Source organism: Kitasatospora cheerisanensis KCTC 2395 (genome assembly GCF_000696185.1).
GTDB lineage: Bacteria > Actinomycetota > Actinomycetes > Streptomycetales > Streptomycetaceae > Kitasatospora > Kitasatospora cheerisanensis.
In genome coordinates, this window is record NZ_KK853997.1 from 4,814,508 (window position 1) to 4,829,338 (window position 14,831).

Below are 14,831 nucleotides of genomic sequence, written 5' to 3' on the forward strand. Positions count from 1 at the left end.
TGCTGTGTGGCCACACCCGCCGCTGAGGAGGCCCGCGCATGCCGGAGAGTCCCGAGGTCACGGCCGCCGAGATCGCCCGGCTGGCCGGAGTCGGCCGGGCCGCCGTGTCCAACTGGCGCCGCCGTCACACCGACTTCCCGCGGCCCGCGGGCGGCACCGAGACCAGCCCGACGTTCCGGCTCGACCAGGTCGAGCAGTGGCTGCGCGCGCAGGGCAAGCTCGCCGAACTTCCGCTGCTGGAACGGGTCTGGCAGCAGCTGGAGACGCTCCGTGACCCGTCCGGCCCGGCCGTCGCCCCGCTGGTGACGGCCGGTTCGCTGCTGCTCCTGCTGCACCGCGACCCGTCCGTGCGGACCGAGCTCGCCGAGCAACCCGACACCCGGCTGGCCACCGCGCTGCCCAAGGCGCTGCGCCGTACCGTCGGCGCCCTGCTCGGCCCGGACGCGGCGGCGGCCCTCGGGCTGCCGCTGATCGCCGGCGCCACCCACCTGGACCTGGCCCGGCTGCTGGCCCGGCTGACCGCGGAGAGCGCCCCGGCCGCCGCGTACGAGCAGCTGCTGACCAGGTACGCCGAGGCCAACCCCCGGCTGCAGCAGCCGATCCCGGCGGAGACGGCCGCCCTGCTGGCCGCGCTGGCCGGCGCGCCGGGCGAGGACCGGACGGTGCTGGACCCGGCGTGCGGCACCGGCGGGGTGCTGCTGGCCGCCGCCCCCGCCGCGCGCAGCGGGCAGGACGCCGATCCGGGCCTGGCCGGGGTCGCCCTGCTGCGCCTCGCGCTGGCCGCCCCCGCCGACCGTCCCGGCCCGCTGCCGGTGGACGTCCGGGCCGGTGACGCGCTGCGCGCCGACGCGTTCCCCGGCCTGGCCGCGGACGCCGTGCTGTGCCGGCCGCCGTACAACGAACGCGACTGGGGCCACGACCAGTTGCAGTACGACAGCCGGTGGCCGGGGGGCGTGGTGCCGCCGCGCGGCGAGTCCGAACTGGCGTGGGTGCTGCACTGCCTGGCACACACCCGGCCGGGCGGGACGGCCGTGCTGCTGCTGCCGCCGACCGTCGCGTCCCGCCGGGCCGGCCGCCGGGTGCGGGCCGAACTGGTCCGCTCGGGCGCGCTGCGGGCCGTGGTCGCGCTGCCCGCCGGCGTCGCCCCGCCGTACGGGGTGCCGCTGCACGTGTGGGTGCTGCGCGGGCCGGTGCCCGGTGACGACTTCCGGCACGTGCTGCTGCTGGACGCCGCCGCCGACGGCGGCCGGGAGCGGATCGACCGGGCCGCCCTCCGGCAGGACGTCCTGACGGCGTGGCAGGCGTTCGACGAGGCCGCCCGCACCGGCGGACCGCTGCCCGCGGACCGGCCCGGCCGCGGGCGCGCGGTGCCCGCGCTCGACCTGCTCGACGACGAGACCGACCTGACCCCGGCCCGCCACCTGCCCGCGCTGCCCGCCGAGGCCGCCCCCGACGCGCTGACCGGCCTGCGCGACCGGCTGGCCGCCGAACTCGCCAGGCTGGCCGACCTGGACGCCGCCCTGCCCGCCCTCGCCGCCACCGGCGCGGCCGCGCCCCCGCAGGTCGGCATCGGCGAACTCGCCCGCTCCGGCGCGCTGGAGGTGCACTCCTCCGGCCAGGGCGCCCCGCCCGCCCCGGCGGCCGCACCCCGCTGCTCACCGACCAGGACCTGCAGGCCGCCGCCCCGCCGAGCGCCGCCACCGACGCCGCCGACACCTTGACCGTCCGTCACGGGGACGTGCTGGTACCGGCGTTGGGTGGCGAGGGCGCGCAGGCGGTGCACCCCGGCAGCCCGTACGCGGGTGCGGCGCTCGGGGCCCGGCTGCACCTGCTGCGGCCCGATCCGGCGCTGCTCGACCCGGACTTCCTGGCCGGCCAGCTGCGCGCCACCGGCGCGGGCCGGCGGGCCAGCAGCTACGCGTCCACCACCAGCCGGCTGGACATCCGGCGGGTCGAGGTGCCGCGCGTCCCGGTGGAGCAGCAGCGGGAGCTGGGCGCGGCGTTCCGGCGGCTCGCCGAGTACGAGGCGGCGCTGTCGCGGGCCGCCGTCGAGGCCCGCACCCTGACCCGGGCGCTCACCGACGCGCTCGCCGCCGGTACCGCGGGCCCGGCCTGACGTCCCGTCGGGTACCGGCGCCGGGCGGTGCAGCGGCCTCTCGGCGGGAGGGGCGGGGGAGGTAGCGTGTGCGCAGCACTGCCCCGCCGTCGCCGAGGAGCGTCCATGCCCGCCCGCGCCGTGTCCGGCCCGTACCGGATCTGGGTGACGCTGCTGTGCGCCGCGACACCGGTGCTGACCCTGGGGATCCTCGGCATGGTGCCCTCGGTGGTGCTGGCGGTCGGACGGCGCCGCCGGGCCGACATCGTCGGCGCGGTGGTCATCGGGCTGATGCAGCTGGCCGTGTTCGTGGAGGTCGGGCTGACCCCGTCGGGCGGGCAGATCAACAACCTGGTCGGGGTGTTCCTGCTGATCCCGCTGTGGCTCGGCACGCCGGTGCACTTCCTGCTGATGAACCAGCGCCGTTTCTGGCCGCAGCCCGCCACCCCGCCGCCCGGGTACGAGTACCCGGCGTACCCCGCGAGCGCCGCCACCCGGCCCTACGAGCTGCCGTACCCGCAGAACGGCCCTTACCCGCAGGCCGGTTCGTACCCGCCGCCCGGCGCGTACCCGACGCCGCCGGCCCCGTTCCCGGGTGTCGCGACGCCGCCGCCCGCTGTTCCGCCCGCCGCTCCGCAGACCGGGGCGACCGGGGCCGCTGAGCTGCGCGAGCTCGGCGAGCTGCTGCGCCGTCAGGCCGGGGACGGGCAGCCGTGAGCCGCACCGTCGGCGGGCGGTACCTGCTCGACGTGAAGATCGGGCACGGCGGCATGGGGCAGGTGTGGGCGGCCCGGGACCAGCAGTTGGGCCGGGCCGTCGCGGTGAAGCTGCTGCGCACCGACGCGGTGCCGTACCCGGCCGGGCGCGGCGACAGCCAGGGCGACCTGCTGCGGCAGCGGTTCCTGCGCGAGTGCCGGATCGGCGCGTCCCTCGACCACCCCGGGCTGGTCACCGTGTACGACGCGGGCGCGGACGGCGAGGAGCTGTACCTGGTGATGCAGCGGGTCCCCGGGCTGAGCCTGGCCGACCTGATCGCCGAGGAGGGCCCGTTCGGCGTCGAGCAGGCCGTCGCCGTCGCCGGGCAGCTGTGCGCGGCGCTGGCGGCCGTGCACGGGGCGCGGGTGGTCCACCGGGATCTGAAGCCCAGCAATGTGATGGTCCGTCCGGACGGGCGGGTGGTGCTGCTCGACCTGGGCATCGCCTCCGCGCTCGACCCCGGCGCGACCCGGCTCACGCTGACCGGCAGCCCGATCGGCAGCCCCGCCTACATGGCCCCCGAGCAGGCGATGGCCGCCGACACCGACCGGCGCAGCGACCTGTACGCGCTCGGCTGCATGCTGCACGAGATGCTGGCCGGCGGTCCGCCGTTCCCCGCGCCGACCGCGCTCGGCGTGCTGCGCCGCCAGGTCGACGACCCGCCGCAGCCGCTGCGCGCGCTGCGGGCCGAGGTCCCCGCCGCGCTGGAGGCGTTGGTGCTGCGGCTGCTGGCCAAGCAGCCGGACCGGCGGCCCGCCGACGCCGCCGAGGTGCACGCCGAGCTGCTGCCGCTGCTGCCCGGGCCGGCCGGCCGGCCGCGCACCCGGCTGCCCGCCGTCCCCGACCCGGCCGACCCGTACCGGTACCCGCACCAGCCGGTGGCGTTCGAACTGCCGCCGGCCGCTGCGCCCGCGTCCGCGCCGCTCGCGCCGCCGGTCCCGCCGCCGGCCGCGGCGCCCGAGCAGGAGACCCTGGCCGGGGCCTGCGCCCGGCTGTCCGACCTGGTCGCGGCCGGCCGGCACACCGAGGTGCTCGACCTGTCCGCGCGGCTGCTGCCCCGGGCCGTCGCCGAGCAGGGCGAGGGCGCGCCGCTGGTGCACACCGTGCGCGCCATCCGGGCCCGCACCCTGCTCGCCGGGCACCAGTGGGCCGAGGCGCTGCCCGAACTGCGGCTGCTGGCCGCCACCGCCGCCGCCGAGCGCGGCCCGCACGACCCGACCGCGCTCGACCACCGCCGCCACGCCGCCCGCTGCCTGGAGCAGCTGGGCCGGCCGCACGAGGCCCTCGCCGAGTGCCGGGCGGTCCTCGCCGTCCTGCCGCCCGGCTCCCCGCACGCGGCGGAGCTGCGCGAACGCATCGGCGTCCTGCTCGCCGCCACCGGCCACGCCGAGACCGCCTGGCAGACGCTGCTGGAACTGCTCCTGGAGACCGAGCGCCGGCACGGCCCGCACCACCCCGACGTCCGCCGCCTGCGCACCCACCTCGAACAGCTCGGCGCCCAGCGCACCACCACCAACCCGTACGCGACCTGACGGCACATCAGACAGCTCAGCGCAGGCCGACCCAGAACGAGCTGGTGGAGTTGGCGGCCTGGGCGAAGGCCACCTGTGCGGGCAGCGCGCTCAGGCCGGCGCCGTACTGGCCGTAGCGCGGCGGCCGGCCGGGCAGGCCGACGTTGATGGCCGAGGTGCTGAGGAAGGAGCCGCGACCGAAGCCGGGCGCGGTGGTGCCGTTGGCGAGCAGGGCCACCCAGTACGACCCGGCGGGCAGCACGGCGGAGACGCCCGCGGACATGGTCAGCGGGACGGTCTTCAGTCCGGTCGCGGTCCACTCGGTGCTCTGGTCCGCGCCGGTGGCCAGCAGTGTCCCGTCCGCCCCGTACAGGCCGACCAGGTTCCGGCCGGCCGTCAGGCCCGCGCCCGCGCCGGTGACCGCCACCAGCGCCGCCGACACCGGCTGCGGGGTGCGCAGCAGGACCCGGACCAGTTGGAGCGTCCCGGTGGCCGGCACGCCGGTGCTGCCGATCGAGGACGGGTCGAAGGACCAGGTCAGCAGCCCCTGGTCGGCGGGCTGCGGGGTCGGGTCGAGCAGCGGGGTGACGGTGTCCGCGCTGACGAAGGACAGCTGGCCGGGGCCGCTGTGCAGCCCGTCGCCGGCGGCCCAGGTGGTGGCGTTGTTCCGGTAGGCGCCGGTGATCAGGTTCGGGCCGGTGCTCAGCCGGCCCTGCCCGTCCCAGTTGACGGCCTGTCCGCCGGTGACGGTGGACAGCGCCGCGGCCTGGACGCCCACCGAGGACGAACCCGCCACGGTGAGGCCGTAGTACGGGGACTCCACCGTCGTGTTGTCGGCGCGGAACGCCGTGACCACCAGGCCGGTCAGCAGGACCGGCGCGGTGCTGCCGGTGATGCTGACGCCGGAGAACCGGCCGCCGTCGGTGTTGCCGTCGCGGCGGGCGCAGCAGCCGTCGAACTGGATCGCGGAGACGCCGCCGATCCGCTCCAGGTGGAAGCCGTCCTGCGCGTTCAGATCGGTGGTGCAGGCGGTGAGGACGACCGCGCCGATCGGGCTGTCGTCGGTCCACTCGAAGCCGTGCCGGGCACTGTGCTCGGAACGGCACTGCACCAGCTGGTTGTTGCTGGAGCGGACGAAGCGCCAGCCGGAGCCGCCGCTGCCGAAGGCCAGGCAGCCGGTGAACTGGCAGTCCCGGGCGTCCAGTTCGAAGCCGTTGCCGCCCGCGCCGAAGGTGGCGACCTGGCGCAGGCGGATGCCGGTCGGGGCGCTGCCGTTCGCCGCGAGCAGCCGCACCGCGGCACCCTTGGTCTGCGTCACCTGGACGTTCTCCACCAGCAGTTGGGAGACCGCGCCGACCGCGTCCAGGCCGACCGCCGAGCCCGCCGGGGCGTCCGCCGCGCGCAGCGTCAGGTCGCGGATCGACACTGCGGTGTTCCCGCCCGCCACCCGGCCGTCGAGCAGCACCAGGCGGTCGCCCGAGAAGGACGAGGAGGCGTTGAGGACGGTCTCCCGGAAGCCGCCGCCCGAGTACCAGGACGAGCCGCTGCCCTGCACCCGGACGCCGCTCGGCACCGTCAGTGGCGCGGAGATCCGGTAGTTGCCGTTCGGCAGCACCACCACGCCGCCCGGGCCCGCGGCGTTCAGCGCGTTCTGCAGCGCGACGGTGTCGTCGGTGCTGCCGTCGCCCTTCGCGCCGTAGGCCTCCCGCGCGTCGATCCAGCCCAGCGGGCGGGCCGGGTCCGCGGCGGCCTCCGCGCTCCCGGCACCCGCCACCGCGGCCATCCCGACGCCCGCCCCGGCCGCAGCCGCCCGCAGCAGGTTCCGCCGTGTCGTCATCTCCGTGCCCCCCGGTCCGAGTCGAACGAATCGCGCCCGATCCTAGGCGAACAGGTGTTCGTGGCAAGCCTGCTGAGGACGCGACCACGGACGGCCGACCGTGCGCGCGGGGTCTGGCACCCGGAGGCGGGGCTCCCTATTGTTCGTCCCAGCCACGTACGCGAAGCACCACCGGAACGCGCTCCATCGACCAGGAGGCCCCAGTGATCCGCACCAGCTCCGTCCGCCGACTGCGCGCCGCCATCGGCATCGCGGTCGCCGCCGCCGCGCTCACCGCCTGCGGCGGGGCACCGGCGCACCAGGGAGCCGCCGCCGTGGTCGGCGACGAGAGGATCAGCATCGCGCAGGTGGAGGCGCGGGTGTCGGCGGTCCGCGAGGGCGGCGCCGCGCAGACCGGCGCGCAGGCCAACGAACAGCCCGGGCTGGCCCGGCACGCGGTGTCCGAGCTGATCCTCGACAAGGTCATCGACCGGGCACTGACGGACCGCCGGCTCACGGTCAGCGCGAGCGAGATCGGCGCCGCCCGGTCCGCGGACGTCCGCACCGTCGGCGGCGAGACCAAGCTGACCGAGCTGCTGCGCACCAAGCAGGGCGTCCCGGCCGACGGCATCGACGACTTCTACCGGCAGCAGATCGGCCTCACCAAGCTGGCCGGCGGCCAGGACCCGAACGGCCCCGACGGCGACGCCGCCATCCGCAAGGCCCTGGTGGAGGCCGGCAGCGCCCTGCACATCGTGGTCAACCCCCGCTACGGGAGCTGGAACACCACCCGGATCGGCCTCACGGACACCGAGGACAACTGGCTGCCGCGCAGCATCCGCACGCTCTGACCCGGCACCCGGCCCCGCCCGCCGGCGGGGCCGGGATCAGTACAGCTCCGGCTGGCACAGCGGCAGTTCGCAGCTGCCGCCCCACGAGGTGTCGCCGGACGGCGTCGCGTCCGCCCGGACCACCGCAGCCGCCCCGGGCCGCGCCGCCGCGACCACCGCGGGGGCCGCCCCGGCGAAGGCGAGCAGCAGACCGGCGAAGGCGACGGTGCGGGCGAACGGCTTCATGGCGGAGTCCTCCTGAGGGTGGGGAAGAAGAGTGGGATCTTGCTGCCGGGCCCCGCTCGGGGCCCGGCGCCTGCCAACTAGCATGGCCACCCCGAGGTGCCCGAACCATCGGTCGGCCACCTCACCAACTGCTCTGGCAGCAAGATGACCGGGGGACGAAAATGGACCTGTCGGCCCAAACTCCGTGCACCGGAGCCGAGTTCGTACCCGACCCGGCCGACGCCGCGGCCTACGCCTGGGTGCTGGAGCACGGCCGCCTGGACCCAGTCGCGCTGGCCGCCCACCTCGGCCGCCAGGGCCTCGACCCGTCCGCCGCCGCCACCGCCCTGGACCGCCTGACGGCCTGGCAGCTGCTCCAGCCCGACCCCGGCGACCCCGGCCGCTGCCGGGCCCTGCCCCCGCAGACCGCGATCGCCGCGCTGGCCGCCCCCGTCGAGGCCGCGATCCAGCGCAGCCGCGCCGAACTCGCCCACCGCCAGGCCCAGGTGGCCGGCTTCCTGGCCTACCACCGGCAGGCCGCCCGGGAGACCGGTGGCGCCGAGATCGAGGTCATCGCCGACCTCCAGGACGTCCGCGCCGCCCTCGACCGGGCCTCCGCCGAGTGCCGCAGCGAGGTGCTCACCAGCCAGCCCGGCGGCGGCTCCCGCGTCCCCGCCGCGATGGAGGAGGCCCTGCGCCGCGACCGCGCCCTGCTCGGCCGCGGCGTCCGGATGCGCACCCTCTACCACCACACCGCCCGCTTCAACGGCCCCAGCCAGGCCTACGTGGAAGCCGCCACCGCCCTCGGCGCCGAGTACCGCACCGCCCACGAGCTGTTCGGCCGGCTCATCGTCTTCGACCGCGAACTCGCCTTCCTCCCGCTCAGCGACGGCACCTGGGGCGCGGTCGTGGTCCGGCAGGAAGCCCTGCTCGCCTACCTGTGCGGCATCTTCGAACAGGCCTGGACGCTCGCCCGCCCGTTCGCCGCCGCCGCCGAGGACGGCCTCGAACAGGTCTCCCAGGAACTCGACCGCACCATCGTCCGGATGCTCGCCGCCGGCCTCAAGGACGAGGCCATCGCCCGCCGCCTCGGCATGTCGCTGCGCACCGCGCGCCGCCACATCGCCGACATCATGGACGAGTTGGGCGCCGAGAGCCGCTTCCAGGCCGGCGTCGCCGCCGCGAAGGCCGGCCTGCTCGACGACTGACCTGCCCTCCGCCTGTCCCCCGGCCTGCCCCCGCCCGTCACGCGGTCCCGTTACCGGCCCTCCGTTACCGGCCGTCCGGGACCGGCATTCCGTGACTGTCCGTCAATCCCGCCGCCCCGCAGTATTGATGTCAGCGGGGCACACCGGGCCCCACCGGGACAGCGGAGACGGAGGCGACACCATGCAGTGGGGACAGGACGAAGAACGTCCGGCCGACCCGGAGACCGAGGTCGTCGCCTTCCTGAACCGCCGCCTCGGCACCGGCCCGGCACTGCTCTGGACCGACGGCGAACCCCCCGGCGGCAACCCGCCGGGCACCGCCCCGACCCACGGCGCGGCCCGCTGGGCCGACACCCTGCGTCGCCACCTCGGCCGCCCCGTCGAACCCGCCGGCCGGCTGACCGCCCCGGAGGACGGCAGCCTGCTGCTCTTCCAGCACCACGGCGGCAGCCGGGTCAGGCTCACCGGCACCGCGACCCACCAGGACGTCCGACTCCGCCCCGGCCACTGGCTGCTGCTGCCCCCGGGCTGCGGCTGCGACCTCCAGTGCCGCCCCGGCGCCGAACCCCTGGCCCTGCGGATCCCCACCGCCTGACCCACCCGCACCACCGGCCGCACCCCGGGCGAACACGCCCCGAGCGGCCCGATTCCTCCCGTTTCATCCACCTTTCTCTCCAAGGAGTCCTGTCATGGGTGTTCAGAACACCGAGTCCGCGTCGAAGTTCGCCGCGCTGGCCCGTCAGGCCGCGCTGTCGGTGGCCGTCGCCGCCGCCGTGGGTGGTGCGGTCTTCGCGCCGGCCGTCTCCGCCCAGGCCGCGACGGTGCCGAGCGTGAGCGCCGGTCACGCGACGACCGACGGCTGCGGCGCGTGCTACCCCGACGTCATCTGATCCCGCTCCGCCACCGCTCGACCTCCAACCCGAATCGCTAGAAGGAGTCCTGTCATGGGTGTTCAGAACACCGAGTCCGCGTCGAAGTTCGCCGCGCTGGCCCGCCAGGCCGCGCTGTCGGTGGCCGTCGCCGCCGCCGTGGGTGGTGCGGTCTTCGCGCCGGCGGTCTCCGCCCAGGCCGCGACGGTGCCGAGCGTGAGCGCCGGTCACGCGACGACCGACGGCTGCGGCGCGTGCTACCCCGACGTCATCTGATCCCGCTCCGCCACCGCTCGACCTCCAACCCGAATCGCTAGAAGGAGTCCTGTCATGGGTGTTCAGAACACCGAGTCCGCGTCGAAGTTCGCCGCGCTGGCCCGCCAGGCCGCGCTGTCGGTGGCCGTGGCGGCGGCCGTGGGTGGTGCGGTCTTCGCGCCGGCGGTCTCCGCCCAGGCCGCGACGGTGCCGAGCGTGAGCGCCGGTCACGCGACGACCGACGGCTGCGGCGCGTGCTACCCCGACGTCATCTGATCCGAATCACCACGCACATCCCGGGGTCGCCGGCGGCATCGCCGCCGCCGGCGCCCCGCGTCCGTCCCCACCATCAACCCCCTTGATCCGTCCGGACACCGGAGAGGAACACCGCCATGGACTGGCTGGCCCGCTGCGTCGACGACCCCGAGACCTTCCTGCGCAAGCACTGGCGGCAGGGGCCGGTGGTGCTCCGTCCCGCCGACCCGCCGACCGAAGTGCTCACCGTGCAGGGGCTGTTCGACATCATCGACGAGGGGACGCTGCGCAACCCGTACGGCGGCCTGTTTACCGTCGAGGGCACCGTGCCGGAGGAGGAGTACTGCCCGCCGCGGGTGATCGCCGGCCGGGCGCTGGAGGGGTGCCTCGACCCGGAGCGGGTGCGGGCGCTGATCCGGGACCGCAACGCCACGCTCCAGCTGCGCTACCTGAACCACTGGCACCCCGGCGTCCGCGCCCTGACCACCGGCCTGTCGGAGAGCCTGGGCCGGCTCACCGAGGCGTTCATGTTCTACTCGCAGCCGGGCCGGCACGGGCCGGTGCACCGCGACGAGGGCGACATCCTGGTCATCCAGCTGAGCGGCCACAAGCACTGGCAGGTGTACGGCGGTCCGACCGAGCCGACCTGGCAGCCCGTCCGCGAGGACAACCCGGGGCCGTGCCTGCTGGACACCGTCGTCCACCCCGGCGAGGTGCTGTACGTGCCCAACGGCTACGCCCACACCGCCCGCGCCACCGAGGACGGCCCCTCGCTGCACCTGACGATCGCGCTGCGCGAGGCGTGCGCCGTCCACCTGCGGACCCAACTGCGCGCCCTGCTCGCCGAGGGACTCGAACTGCCCGCCCGTCCCCGCGACGAGGACGACCTGCTGGCCGCCGGCTCGCAGCTGCTCGACCATCTGCGCACCCGGATCGCCACCGCCGACCCGGCCGAGCTGGTGAGCGCCGCCCGCCGGGCCGCGTACAGCAGCCGCCCCACCGCCTGAACCCGCCGCCCGAACCCCGCCGCAAGGGCCCACCCGTCCGACGCACCGTCAGCACCCGAGGAGACCCGACCATGACCGAGACCTGGCTGAGCCGCTTCGTCGCGGACGAGGAGCAGTTCCGCACCGCACTCTGGCGCACCACCCCGGCCGTGCTGCGCCCCGAGCGCCCGCCGGTGGACGTGCTGCCCGCCGCCGAACTCGACCGACTGCTGGACCACGGCCTGCTGAAGGTGCCGTACCTGGGCCTGGTGCAGCGTGACGCCCACCTGCCCGCCGAACGGTTCTGCCCGCCCCGGGTGGTGCTCGGCGAGGTGGTCGGCGGATACGCCGACGGCGCGGCCGTCCGGTCGCTGATCCGGGACGAGCGGGCGACGCTGCTGCTGCGCTACGTCGACCAGTGGCACGAGGGCGTGCGTGCGCTGGCCCGCGGCCTGGCCGCCGAGATCGGCCGGAACGTCGAGGCGTTCTACTTCCTGACCCCGCCCGGCACCCAGGGCCGCCCGGTGCACCGCGACGACGCGGACGTGTTCGTGGTGCAGATCTCCGGCGCCAAGCGCTGGTGGGTGCACGGCGGCCCCGCCGACGGCAACTGGGTGCCCGAGCGGGAGGACGGCGACCCGGGCGAGGTGCTGCTGGAGACCGTCCTGCAGCCCGGTGAAGTGCTGTACGTGCCGCGCGGGTTCGCGCACCGGGCCCGGGCCGAGGAGGGCGCGCCGTCCGCGCACCTGTCGCTGACGATCCGCGAGGCCGCCACCGCCAACCTGTACACCGTCGCGCAGAGCCTGCTCGCCGACAGCTGCGAACTGCCGGGCCGCCCGCTGGACGACGCCGCGCTCACCGAGGCCGCCGCCGCCCTGATCGCGCACGCCGGCTCGCTGCTGGCCGAGCTGACGCCCGCCGACCTGGTGGCCGTCACCCGGCAGGTCATGCTGCAGCCCGCGGCGTGACGCCCGCCCGGGGAGACGTGACGCCCGCCCGGCGAAAAGGGTTCTCCGGGCTCGGACACGGTGGTTGTAGGTTCGGTGCCGTGGACACTCCGAAGCTGATCCTGCTGACCACCACCCACCGCGTCGCCCCCGGCCTGCTCAGCTGGCCGGCCTGGGAGGCCCTCCGCTCGGCGCCGCTGGTGCTGGTCGGCGACCCCGCCCACCCGCAACTGCCCGCGCTGCGCGCCGCCGGCGTCGAGCCCCGGCTGGTCGAACGGGGCTCCGCCCCGGCGCTGGCCCGGCAGCTGCTCGCCGAGGCGCCCGCGGTGTGGCTGGAGAGCCCGGACGGCGACCCGGGGCTGACCGACGCGCTGGCCCGGATCGCGGTCGAGGAGGCCGGCGAGCACCCGGAGATCGAACTGCTGCCGGGCTCCTACGACCTGCCGGGCTCCCGGCTGCTGGACCTGGTCTCGGTGATGGACCGCCTGCGCTCGCCCGGCGGCTGCCCCTGGGACGCCGAACAGACCCACCGGAGCCTGGTGAAGTACCTGGTCGAGGAGGCGTTCGAGCTGGTCGAGGCGATCGAGGAGGACGACCGGCCCACCCTCCGCGAGGAACTCGGGGACGTGCTGCTCCAGGTGTTCTTCCACTCCCGGATCGCCGAGGAGCACGAGGAGGACCCGTTCTCCGTCGACGACGTGGCCGGAGACATCGTCGAGAAGCTGATGTACCGTCACCCGCACGTGTTCGGCGACGTCAGCGTCCGGGACTCCGCCGAGACCGAGGCCAACTGGGAGCAGCTGAAGGCCGCCGAGAAGCAGCGCGAATCCGTGCTGGACGGCGTCCCGGCCGGACTGCCCGCGCTGGCGTACGCGGCGAAGCTGGTCTCCCGGGTCCGCCGCGCGCGGTTCACCGCCGTGCCGGACGCGCCCTACGAACTGCCCGCCGAGCTCACCGCCGAGACCGCCGGCGACCTGCTGCTGGCCGTCGCCCAGCGCGGCTACGACCGGGACATCGACGTGGACGCGGCCCTGCGGGCCGCCGCCCGCCGCTACCGGCGCGCGGTGCGGGCCGCGGAGGGCCTGCCCGAGGAGGGCTGACGGGCCGTCAGCCCGCCAGCGGGACGTCCGAGACGGCGCGGCGCTGGGCCGGGACGACCTCGCCGATCGCCTCGCCGACCAGGGCCAGGAGCTCGGCCAGCGGGTCGAGGTGGCGGGGCAGCTCGGCGAGCTGGACGATCCGCTCGCCGTCCGGGCCGGCCACCGCGAACAGGTCGATCGGCCCGAGGTGCTTGACCGCGGTGTCGACCAGCGCGGCGATGTCCGCCGGGTGGTGGACGTCGCCGGACACCCCGACCACCGGGCAGCCGGGACGGTCGAGTTCGGCGGCCAGGTCCTCGGCGACGCCGGGGCGGAGATCGGCGATCAGCAGGCCGGCGGCGCCGGCGGCGGAGAACCGGCGGGCCAGATCGCCCCCCTCGCCCCCGTCGAGAACCGCGATGACCACCACTGCACCGGCTACTCGCATGGCCTGCTCCCCTTCCAGAGCGAAACCGCGGGCGGTCCGCACGCCGCCCACTGTGGTTCATCGGAGGATCGTAGGCTCGCCCCGACGCTCCGCAACAGGGATTACCCGCCAGGTGACCAGACTCACGCGACGGCGGTTCCAGATACGGTCAAGACATGCCAGATCAGCCCCACGAAGCCCACCCGCAACTCTTCACCTGGGAGTTCGCGGCCGACCCGTACCCGGCCTACGCCTGGCTGCGGGAGCACGCCCCTGTTCACCGCACCACGCTGCCGAGCGGGGTGGAGGCCTGGCTGGTCACCCGGTACGCGGACGCCCGGCAGGCACTGGCCGACGCGCGGCTGTCGAAGAACCCGGCGCACCACAGCGAACAGGCGCACCGCACCGGCCGGGTGGGCATCCCGGGCGAGCGGCAGGCCGACCTGATGACCCACCTGCTGAACATCGACCCGCCGGACCACACCCGGCTGCGCCGCCTGGTGTCGAAGGCGTTCACGCCGCGCCGGGTCGCCGAGTTCGAGCCGCGGGTGCAGCAGCTCACCGACCGGCTGATCGACTCGTTCGCGGAGCGCGGCGAGGCCGACCTGATCCACGAGTTCGCCTTCCCGCTGCCGATCTACGCGATCTGCGACCTGCTGGGCGTCCCGTCCGAGGACCAGGACGAGCTGTGCGACTGGGCCGGCATGATGCTGCGACACATGAAGCCGGGCCGCCCCGGCGGCAAGCGCGGGGGAGTGGGCCGCGCGGTCAAGCAGATCCAGGGCTACCTGGCCGACCTGATCCACCGCAAGCGGGCCGACCTCGGCGACGACCTGATCTCCGGTCTGATCCGGGCCGGCGACCACGGCGAGCACCTGACCGAGAACGAGGCCGCGGCGATGGCCTTCATCCTGCTGTTCGCCGGCTTCGAGACCACCATCAACCTGATCGGCAACGGGGTCTACGCGCTGCTCCGGAACCCCGGCCAGCGCACCCTGCTGCAGGACTCGCTGGGGCGCGGCGAGTCCGGGCTGCTGGCGACCGGCATCGAGGAACTGCTGCGCTACGACGGGCCGGTGGAGCTGGCCACCTGGCGGTTCGCGACCCGGCCGTTGACCATCGGCGGGGTGGACATCCCGGTGGGCGACCCGGTGCTGGTGGTGCTGGCCGCGGCGGACCGCGACCCGGAGCGGTTCGCCGCGGAGAACACCCTGGACCTGGCCCGCGCCGACAATCCGCACCTGGGATTCGGTCACGGCATCCACTACTGCATCGGCGCGCCGCTGGCCCGGCTCGAAGGGCAGCGCGCGATCGGCACACTGCTGACACGGCTGCCGGACCTCCAGTTGGCGGCCGATCCCGCCGAACTCCGGTGGCGGGGCGGCCTGATCATGCGCGGGCTGCGCGAACTCCCGGTCTCCTTCACGCCCCGCTGACCCGGTTTCGGAGGCCCCGGACCCGGCCCCAGCACGGCACTGTCCGCACCCCCGCCGGGGGCGCGCGATGCGCCCCGTCCGGGGCGATTCCGGACATACGTGGACGGTTTGTGCACGAGAAGTGAAGGTCCGTAAT

The 14,831-nt window shown here is 75.7% G+C and carries 15 protein-coding genes and 1 pseudogene; 13 read left to right on the plus strand and 3 right to left on the minus strand.

The genetic code is table 11. The features are described from left to right. Positions 1 to 38: 38 nt before the first annotated feature. The 3 genes and pseudogenes from KCH_RS42645 to KCH_RS21910 all read left to right on the plus strand — a co-directional run bounded on the left by KCH_RS42645 (position 39) and on the right by KCH_RS21910 (position 4,383). Positions 39 to 2,116: pseudogene (locus KCH_RS42645) on the plus strand (N-6 DNA methylase). Between the two features lie 105 nt (positions 2,117 to 2,221). Further along, positions 2,222 to 2,812, plus strand: a complete 591-nt coding sequence (locus KCH_RS21905; RefSeq protein WP_035865388.1) for a hypothetical protein — start codon at positions 2,222 to 2,224, stop codon at positions 2,810 to 2,812. Further along, positions 2,809 to 4,383: a serine/threonine-protein kinase gene (locus KCH_RS21910; protein ID WP_035865390.1), complete on the plus strand. Its 1,575-nt coding sequence runs from the start codon at positions 2,809 to 2,811 to the stop codon at positions 4,381 to 4,383. Before KCH_RS21905 ends, KCH_RS21910 begins: the two co-directional genes overlap by 4 nt. 16 nt (positions 4,384 to 4,399) lie before the next feature. Here the strand turns inward: KCH_RS21910 and KCH_RS21915 are convergent, their stop codons facing one another. Continuing rightward, positions 4,400 to 6,199, minus strand: a complete 1,800-nt coding sequence (locus tag KCH_RS21915; protein ID WP_051653329.1) for a glycosyl hydrolase family 28-related protein — start codon at positions 6,197 to 6,199, stop codon at positions 4,400 to 4,402. Between the two features lie 203 nt (positions 6,200 to 6,402). Between KCH_RS21915 and KCH_RS21920 the strand changes: the two genes are divergently transcribed. Further along, complete coding sequence (locus tag KCH_RS21920) at positions 6,403 to 7,029, plus strand: SurA N-terminal domain-containing protein (protein WP_051653330.1); 627 nt, start codon at positions 6,403 to 6,405, stop codon at positions 7,027 to 7,029. Positions 7,030 to 7,065: 36 nt separating this feature from the next. On the opposite strand, the gene KCH_RS21925 is transcribed toward KCH_RS21920, so the two are convergent. Further along, complete coding sequence (locus KCH_RS21925; protein ID WP_035865395.1) at positions 7,066 to 7,254, minus strand: hypothetical protein; 189 nt, start codon at positions 7,252 to 7,254, stop codon at positions 7,066 to 7,068. A 161-nt stretch (positions 7,255 to 7,415) separates the two neighbouring features. Between KCH_RS21925 and KCH_RS21930 the strand changes: the two genes are divergently transcribed. The 8 genes from KCH_RS21930 to KCH_RS21965 all read left to right on the plus strand — a co-directional run bounded on the left by KCH_RS21930 (position 7,416) and on the right by KCH_RS21965 (position 12,853). Continuing rightward, the gene (locus KCH_RS21930; protein WP_051653331.1) at positions 7,416 to 8,441 is read left to right on the plus strand and encodes a helix-turn-helix transcriptional regulator; all 1,026 of its coding nucleotides are present in this window, start codon (positions 7,416 to 7,418) and stop codon (positions 8,439 to 8,441) included. Positions 8,442 to 8,622: 181 nt separating this feature from the next. Beyond that, the gene (locus tag KCH_RS21935) at positions 8,623 to 9,036 is read left to right on the plus strand and encodes a cupin domain-containing protein (protein WP_035865396.1); all 414 of its coding nucleotides are present in this window, start codon (positions 8,623 to 8,625) and stop codon (positions 9,034 to 9,036) included. A gap of 94 nt (positions 9,037 to 9,130) precedes the next feature. Then, entirely contained in the window at positions 9,131 to 9,331 is a 201-nt protein-coding gene (locus KCH_RS21940; protein WP_035865399.1) for a hypothetical protein, read from the plus strand. A gap of 54 nt (positions 9,332 to 9,385) precedes the next feature. Then, the gene (locus KCH_RS21945; RefSeq protein ID WP_035865399.1) at positions 9,386 to 9,586 is read left to right on the plus strand and encodes a hypothetical protein; all 201 of its coding nucleotides are present in this window, start codon (positions 9,386 to 9,388) and stop codon (positions 9,584 to 9,586) included. A gap of 54 nt (positions 9,587 to 9,640) precedes the next feature. Continuing rightward, positions 9,641 to 9,841 carry a hypothetical protein gene (locus KCH_RS21950; RefSeq protein ID WP_035865399.1) on the plus strand — a complete coding sequence of 67 codons (201 nt, stop codon included), beginning with the start codon at positions 9,641 to 9,643 and terminating at the stop codon, positions 9,839 to 9,841. Between the two features lie 116 nt (positions 9,842 to 9,957). After that, positions 9,958 to 10,827, plus strand: a complete 870-nt coding sequence (locus KCH_RS21955) for a JmjC domain-containing protein (protein WP_035865402.1) — start codon at positions 9,958 to 9,960, stop codon at positions 10,825 to 10,827. A gap of 71 nt (positions 10,828 to 10,898) precedes the next feature. Next, on the plus strand, positions 10,899 to 11,774 hold the full coding sequence (locus KCH_RS21960; protein WP_051653332.1) for a JmjC domain-containing protein: 876 nt from the start codon (positions 10,899 to 10,901) through the stop codon (positions 11,772 to 11,774). Positions 11,775 to 11,854: 80 nt separating this feature from the next. Then, positions 11,855 to 12,853, plus strand: coding sequence for a nucleoside triphosphate pyrophosphohydrolase (locus KCH_RS21965; RefSeq protein WP_035865404.1), 999 nt, complete (start codon positions 11,855 to 11,857; stop codon positions 12,851 to 12,853). A 7-nt stretch (positions 12,854 to 12,860) separates the two neighbouring features. On the opposite strand, the gene KCH_RS21970 is transcribed toward KCH_RS21965, so the two are convergent. Beyond that, positions 12,861 to 13,280: an SDR family NAD(P)-dependent oxidoreductase gene (locus KCH_RS21970; protein WP_157032156.1), complete on the minus strand. Its 420-nt coding sequence runs from the start codon at positions 13,278 to 13,280 to the stop codon at positions 12,861 to 12,863. 155 nt (positions 13,281 to 13,435) lie between these two features. On the opposite strand from KCH_RS21970, the gene KCH_RS21975 reads away from it, so the two are divergent. After that, positions 13,436 to 14,695, plus strand: coding sequence for a cytochrome P450 family protein (locus tag KCH_RS21975; protein ID WP_035865407.1), 1,260 nt, complete (start codon positions 13,436 to 13,438; stop codon positions 14,693 to 14,695). Positions 14,696 to 14,831 lie beyond the last annotated feature (136 nt).

What these genes read in the sequence shown, in the direction of transcription:
- KCH_RS21905 (WP_035865388.1), top strand. Translation starts at nt 2,222, where the DNA reads ATGCCCGCCCGCGCCGTGTCCGGCCCGTACCGGATCTGGGTGACGCTG.
- KCH_RS21915 (WP_051653329.1), bottom strand. Translation starts at nt 6,199, where the DNA reads ATGACGACACGGCGGAACCTGCTGCGGGCGGCTGCGGCCGGGGCGGGC.
- KCH_RS21925 (WP_035865395.1), bottom strand. Translation starts at nt 7,254, where the DNA reads ATGAAGCCGTTCGCCCGCACCGTCGCCTTCGCCGGTCTGCTGCTCGCC.
- KCH_RS21930 (WP_051653331.1), top strand. Translation starts at nt 7,416, where the DNA reads ATGGACCTGTCGGCCCAAACTCCGTGCACCGGAGCCGAGTTCGTACCC.
- KCH_RS21935 (WP_035865396.1), top strand. Translation starts at nt 8,623, where the DNA reads ATGCAGTGGGGACAGGACGAAGAACGTCCGGCCGACCCGGAGACCGAG.
- KCH_RS21940 (WP_035865399.1), top strand. Translation starts at nt 9,131, where the DNA reads ATGGGTGTTCAGAACACCGAGTCCGCGTCGAAGTTCGCCGCGCTGGCC.
- KCH_RS21945 (WP_035865399.1), top strand. Translation starts at nt 9,386, where the DNA reads ATGGGTGTTCAGAACACCGAGTCCGCGTCGAAGTTCGCCGCGCTGGCC.
- KCH_RS21950 (WP_035865399.1), top strand. Translation starts at nt 9,641, where the DNA reads ATGGGTGTTCAGAACACCGAGTCCGCGTCGAAGTTCGCCGCGCTGGCC.
- KCH_RS21955 (WP_035865402.1), top strand. Translation starts at nt 9,958, where the DNA reads ATGGACTGGCTGGCCCGCTGCGTCGACGACCCCGAGACCTTCCTGCGC.
- KCH_RS21960 (WP_051653332.1), top strand. Translation starts at nt 10,899, where the DNA reads ATGACCGAGACCTGGCTGAGCCGCTTCGTCGCGGACGAGGAGCAGTTC.
- KCH_RS21970 (WP_157032156.1), bottom strand. Translation starts at nt 13,280, where the DNA reads ATGCGAGTAGCCGGTGCAGTGGTGGTCATCGCGGTTCTCGACGGGGGC.
- KCH_RS21975 (WP_035865407.1), top strand. Translation starts at nt 13,436, where the DNA reads ATGCCAGATCAGCCCCACGAAGCCCACCCGCAACTCTTCACCTGGGAG.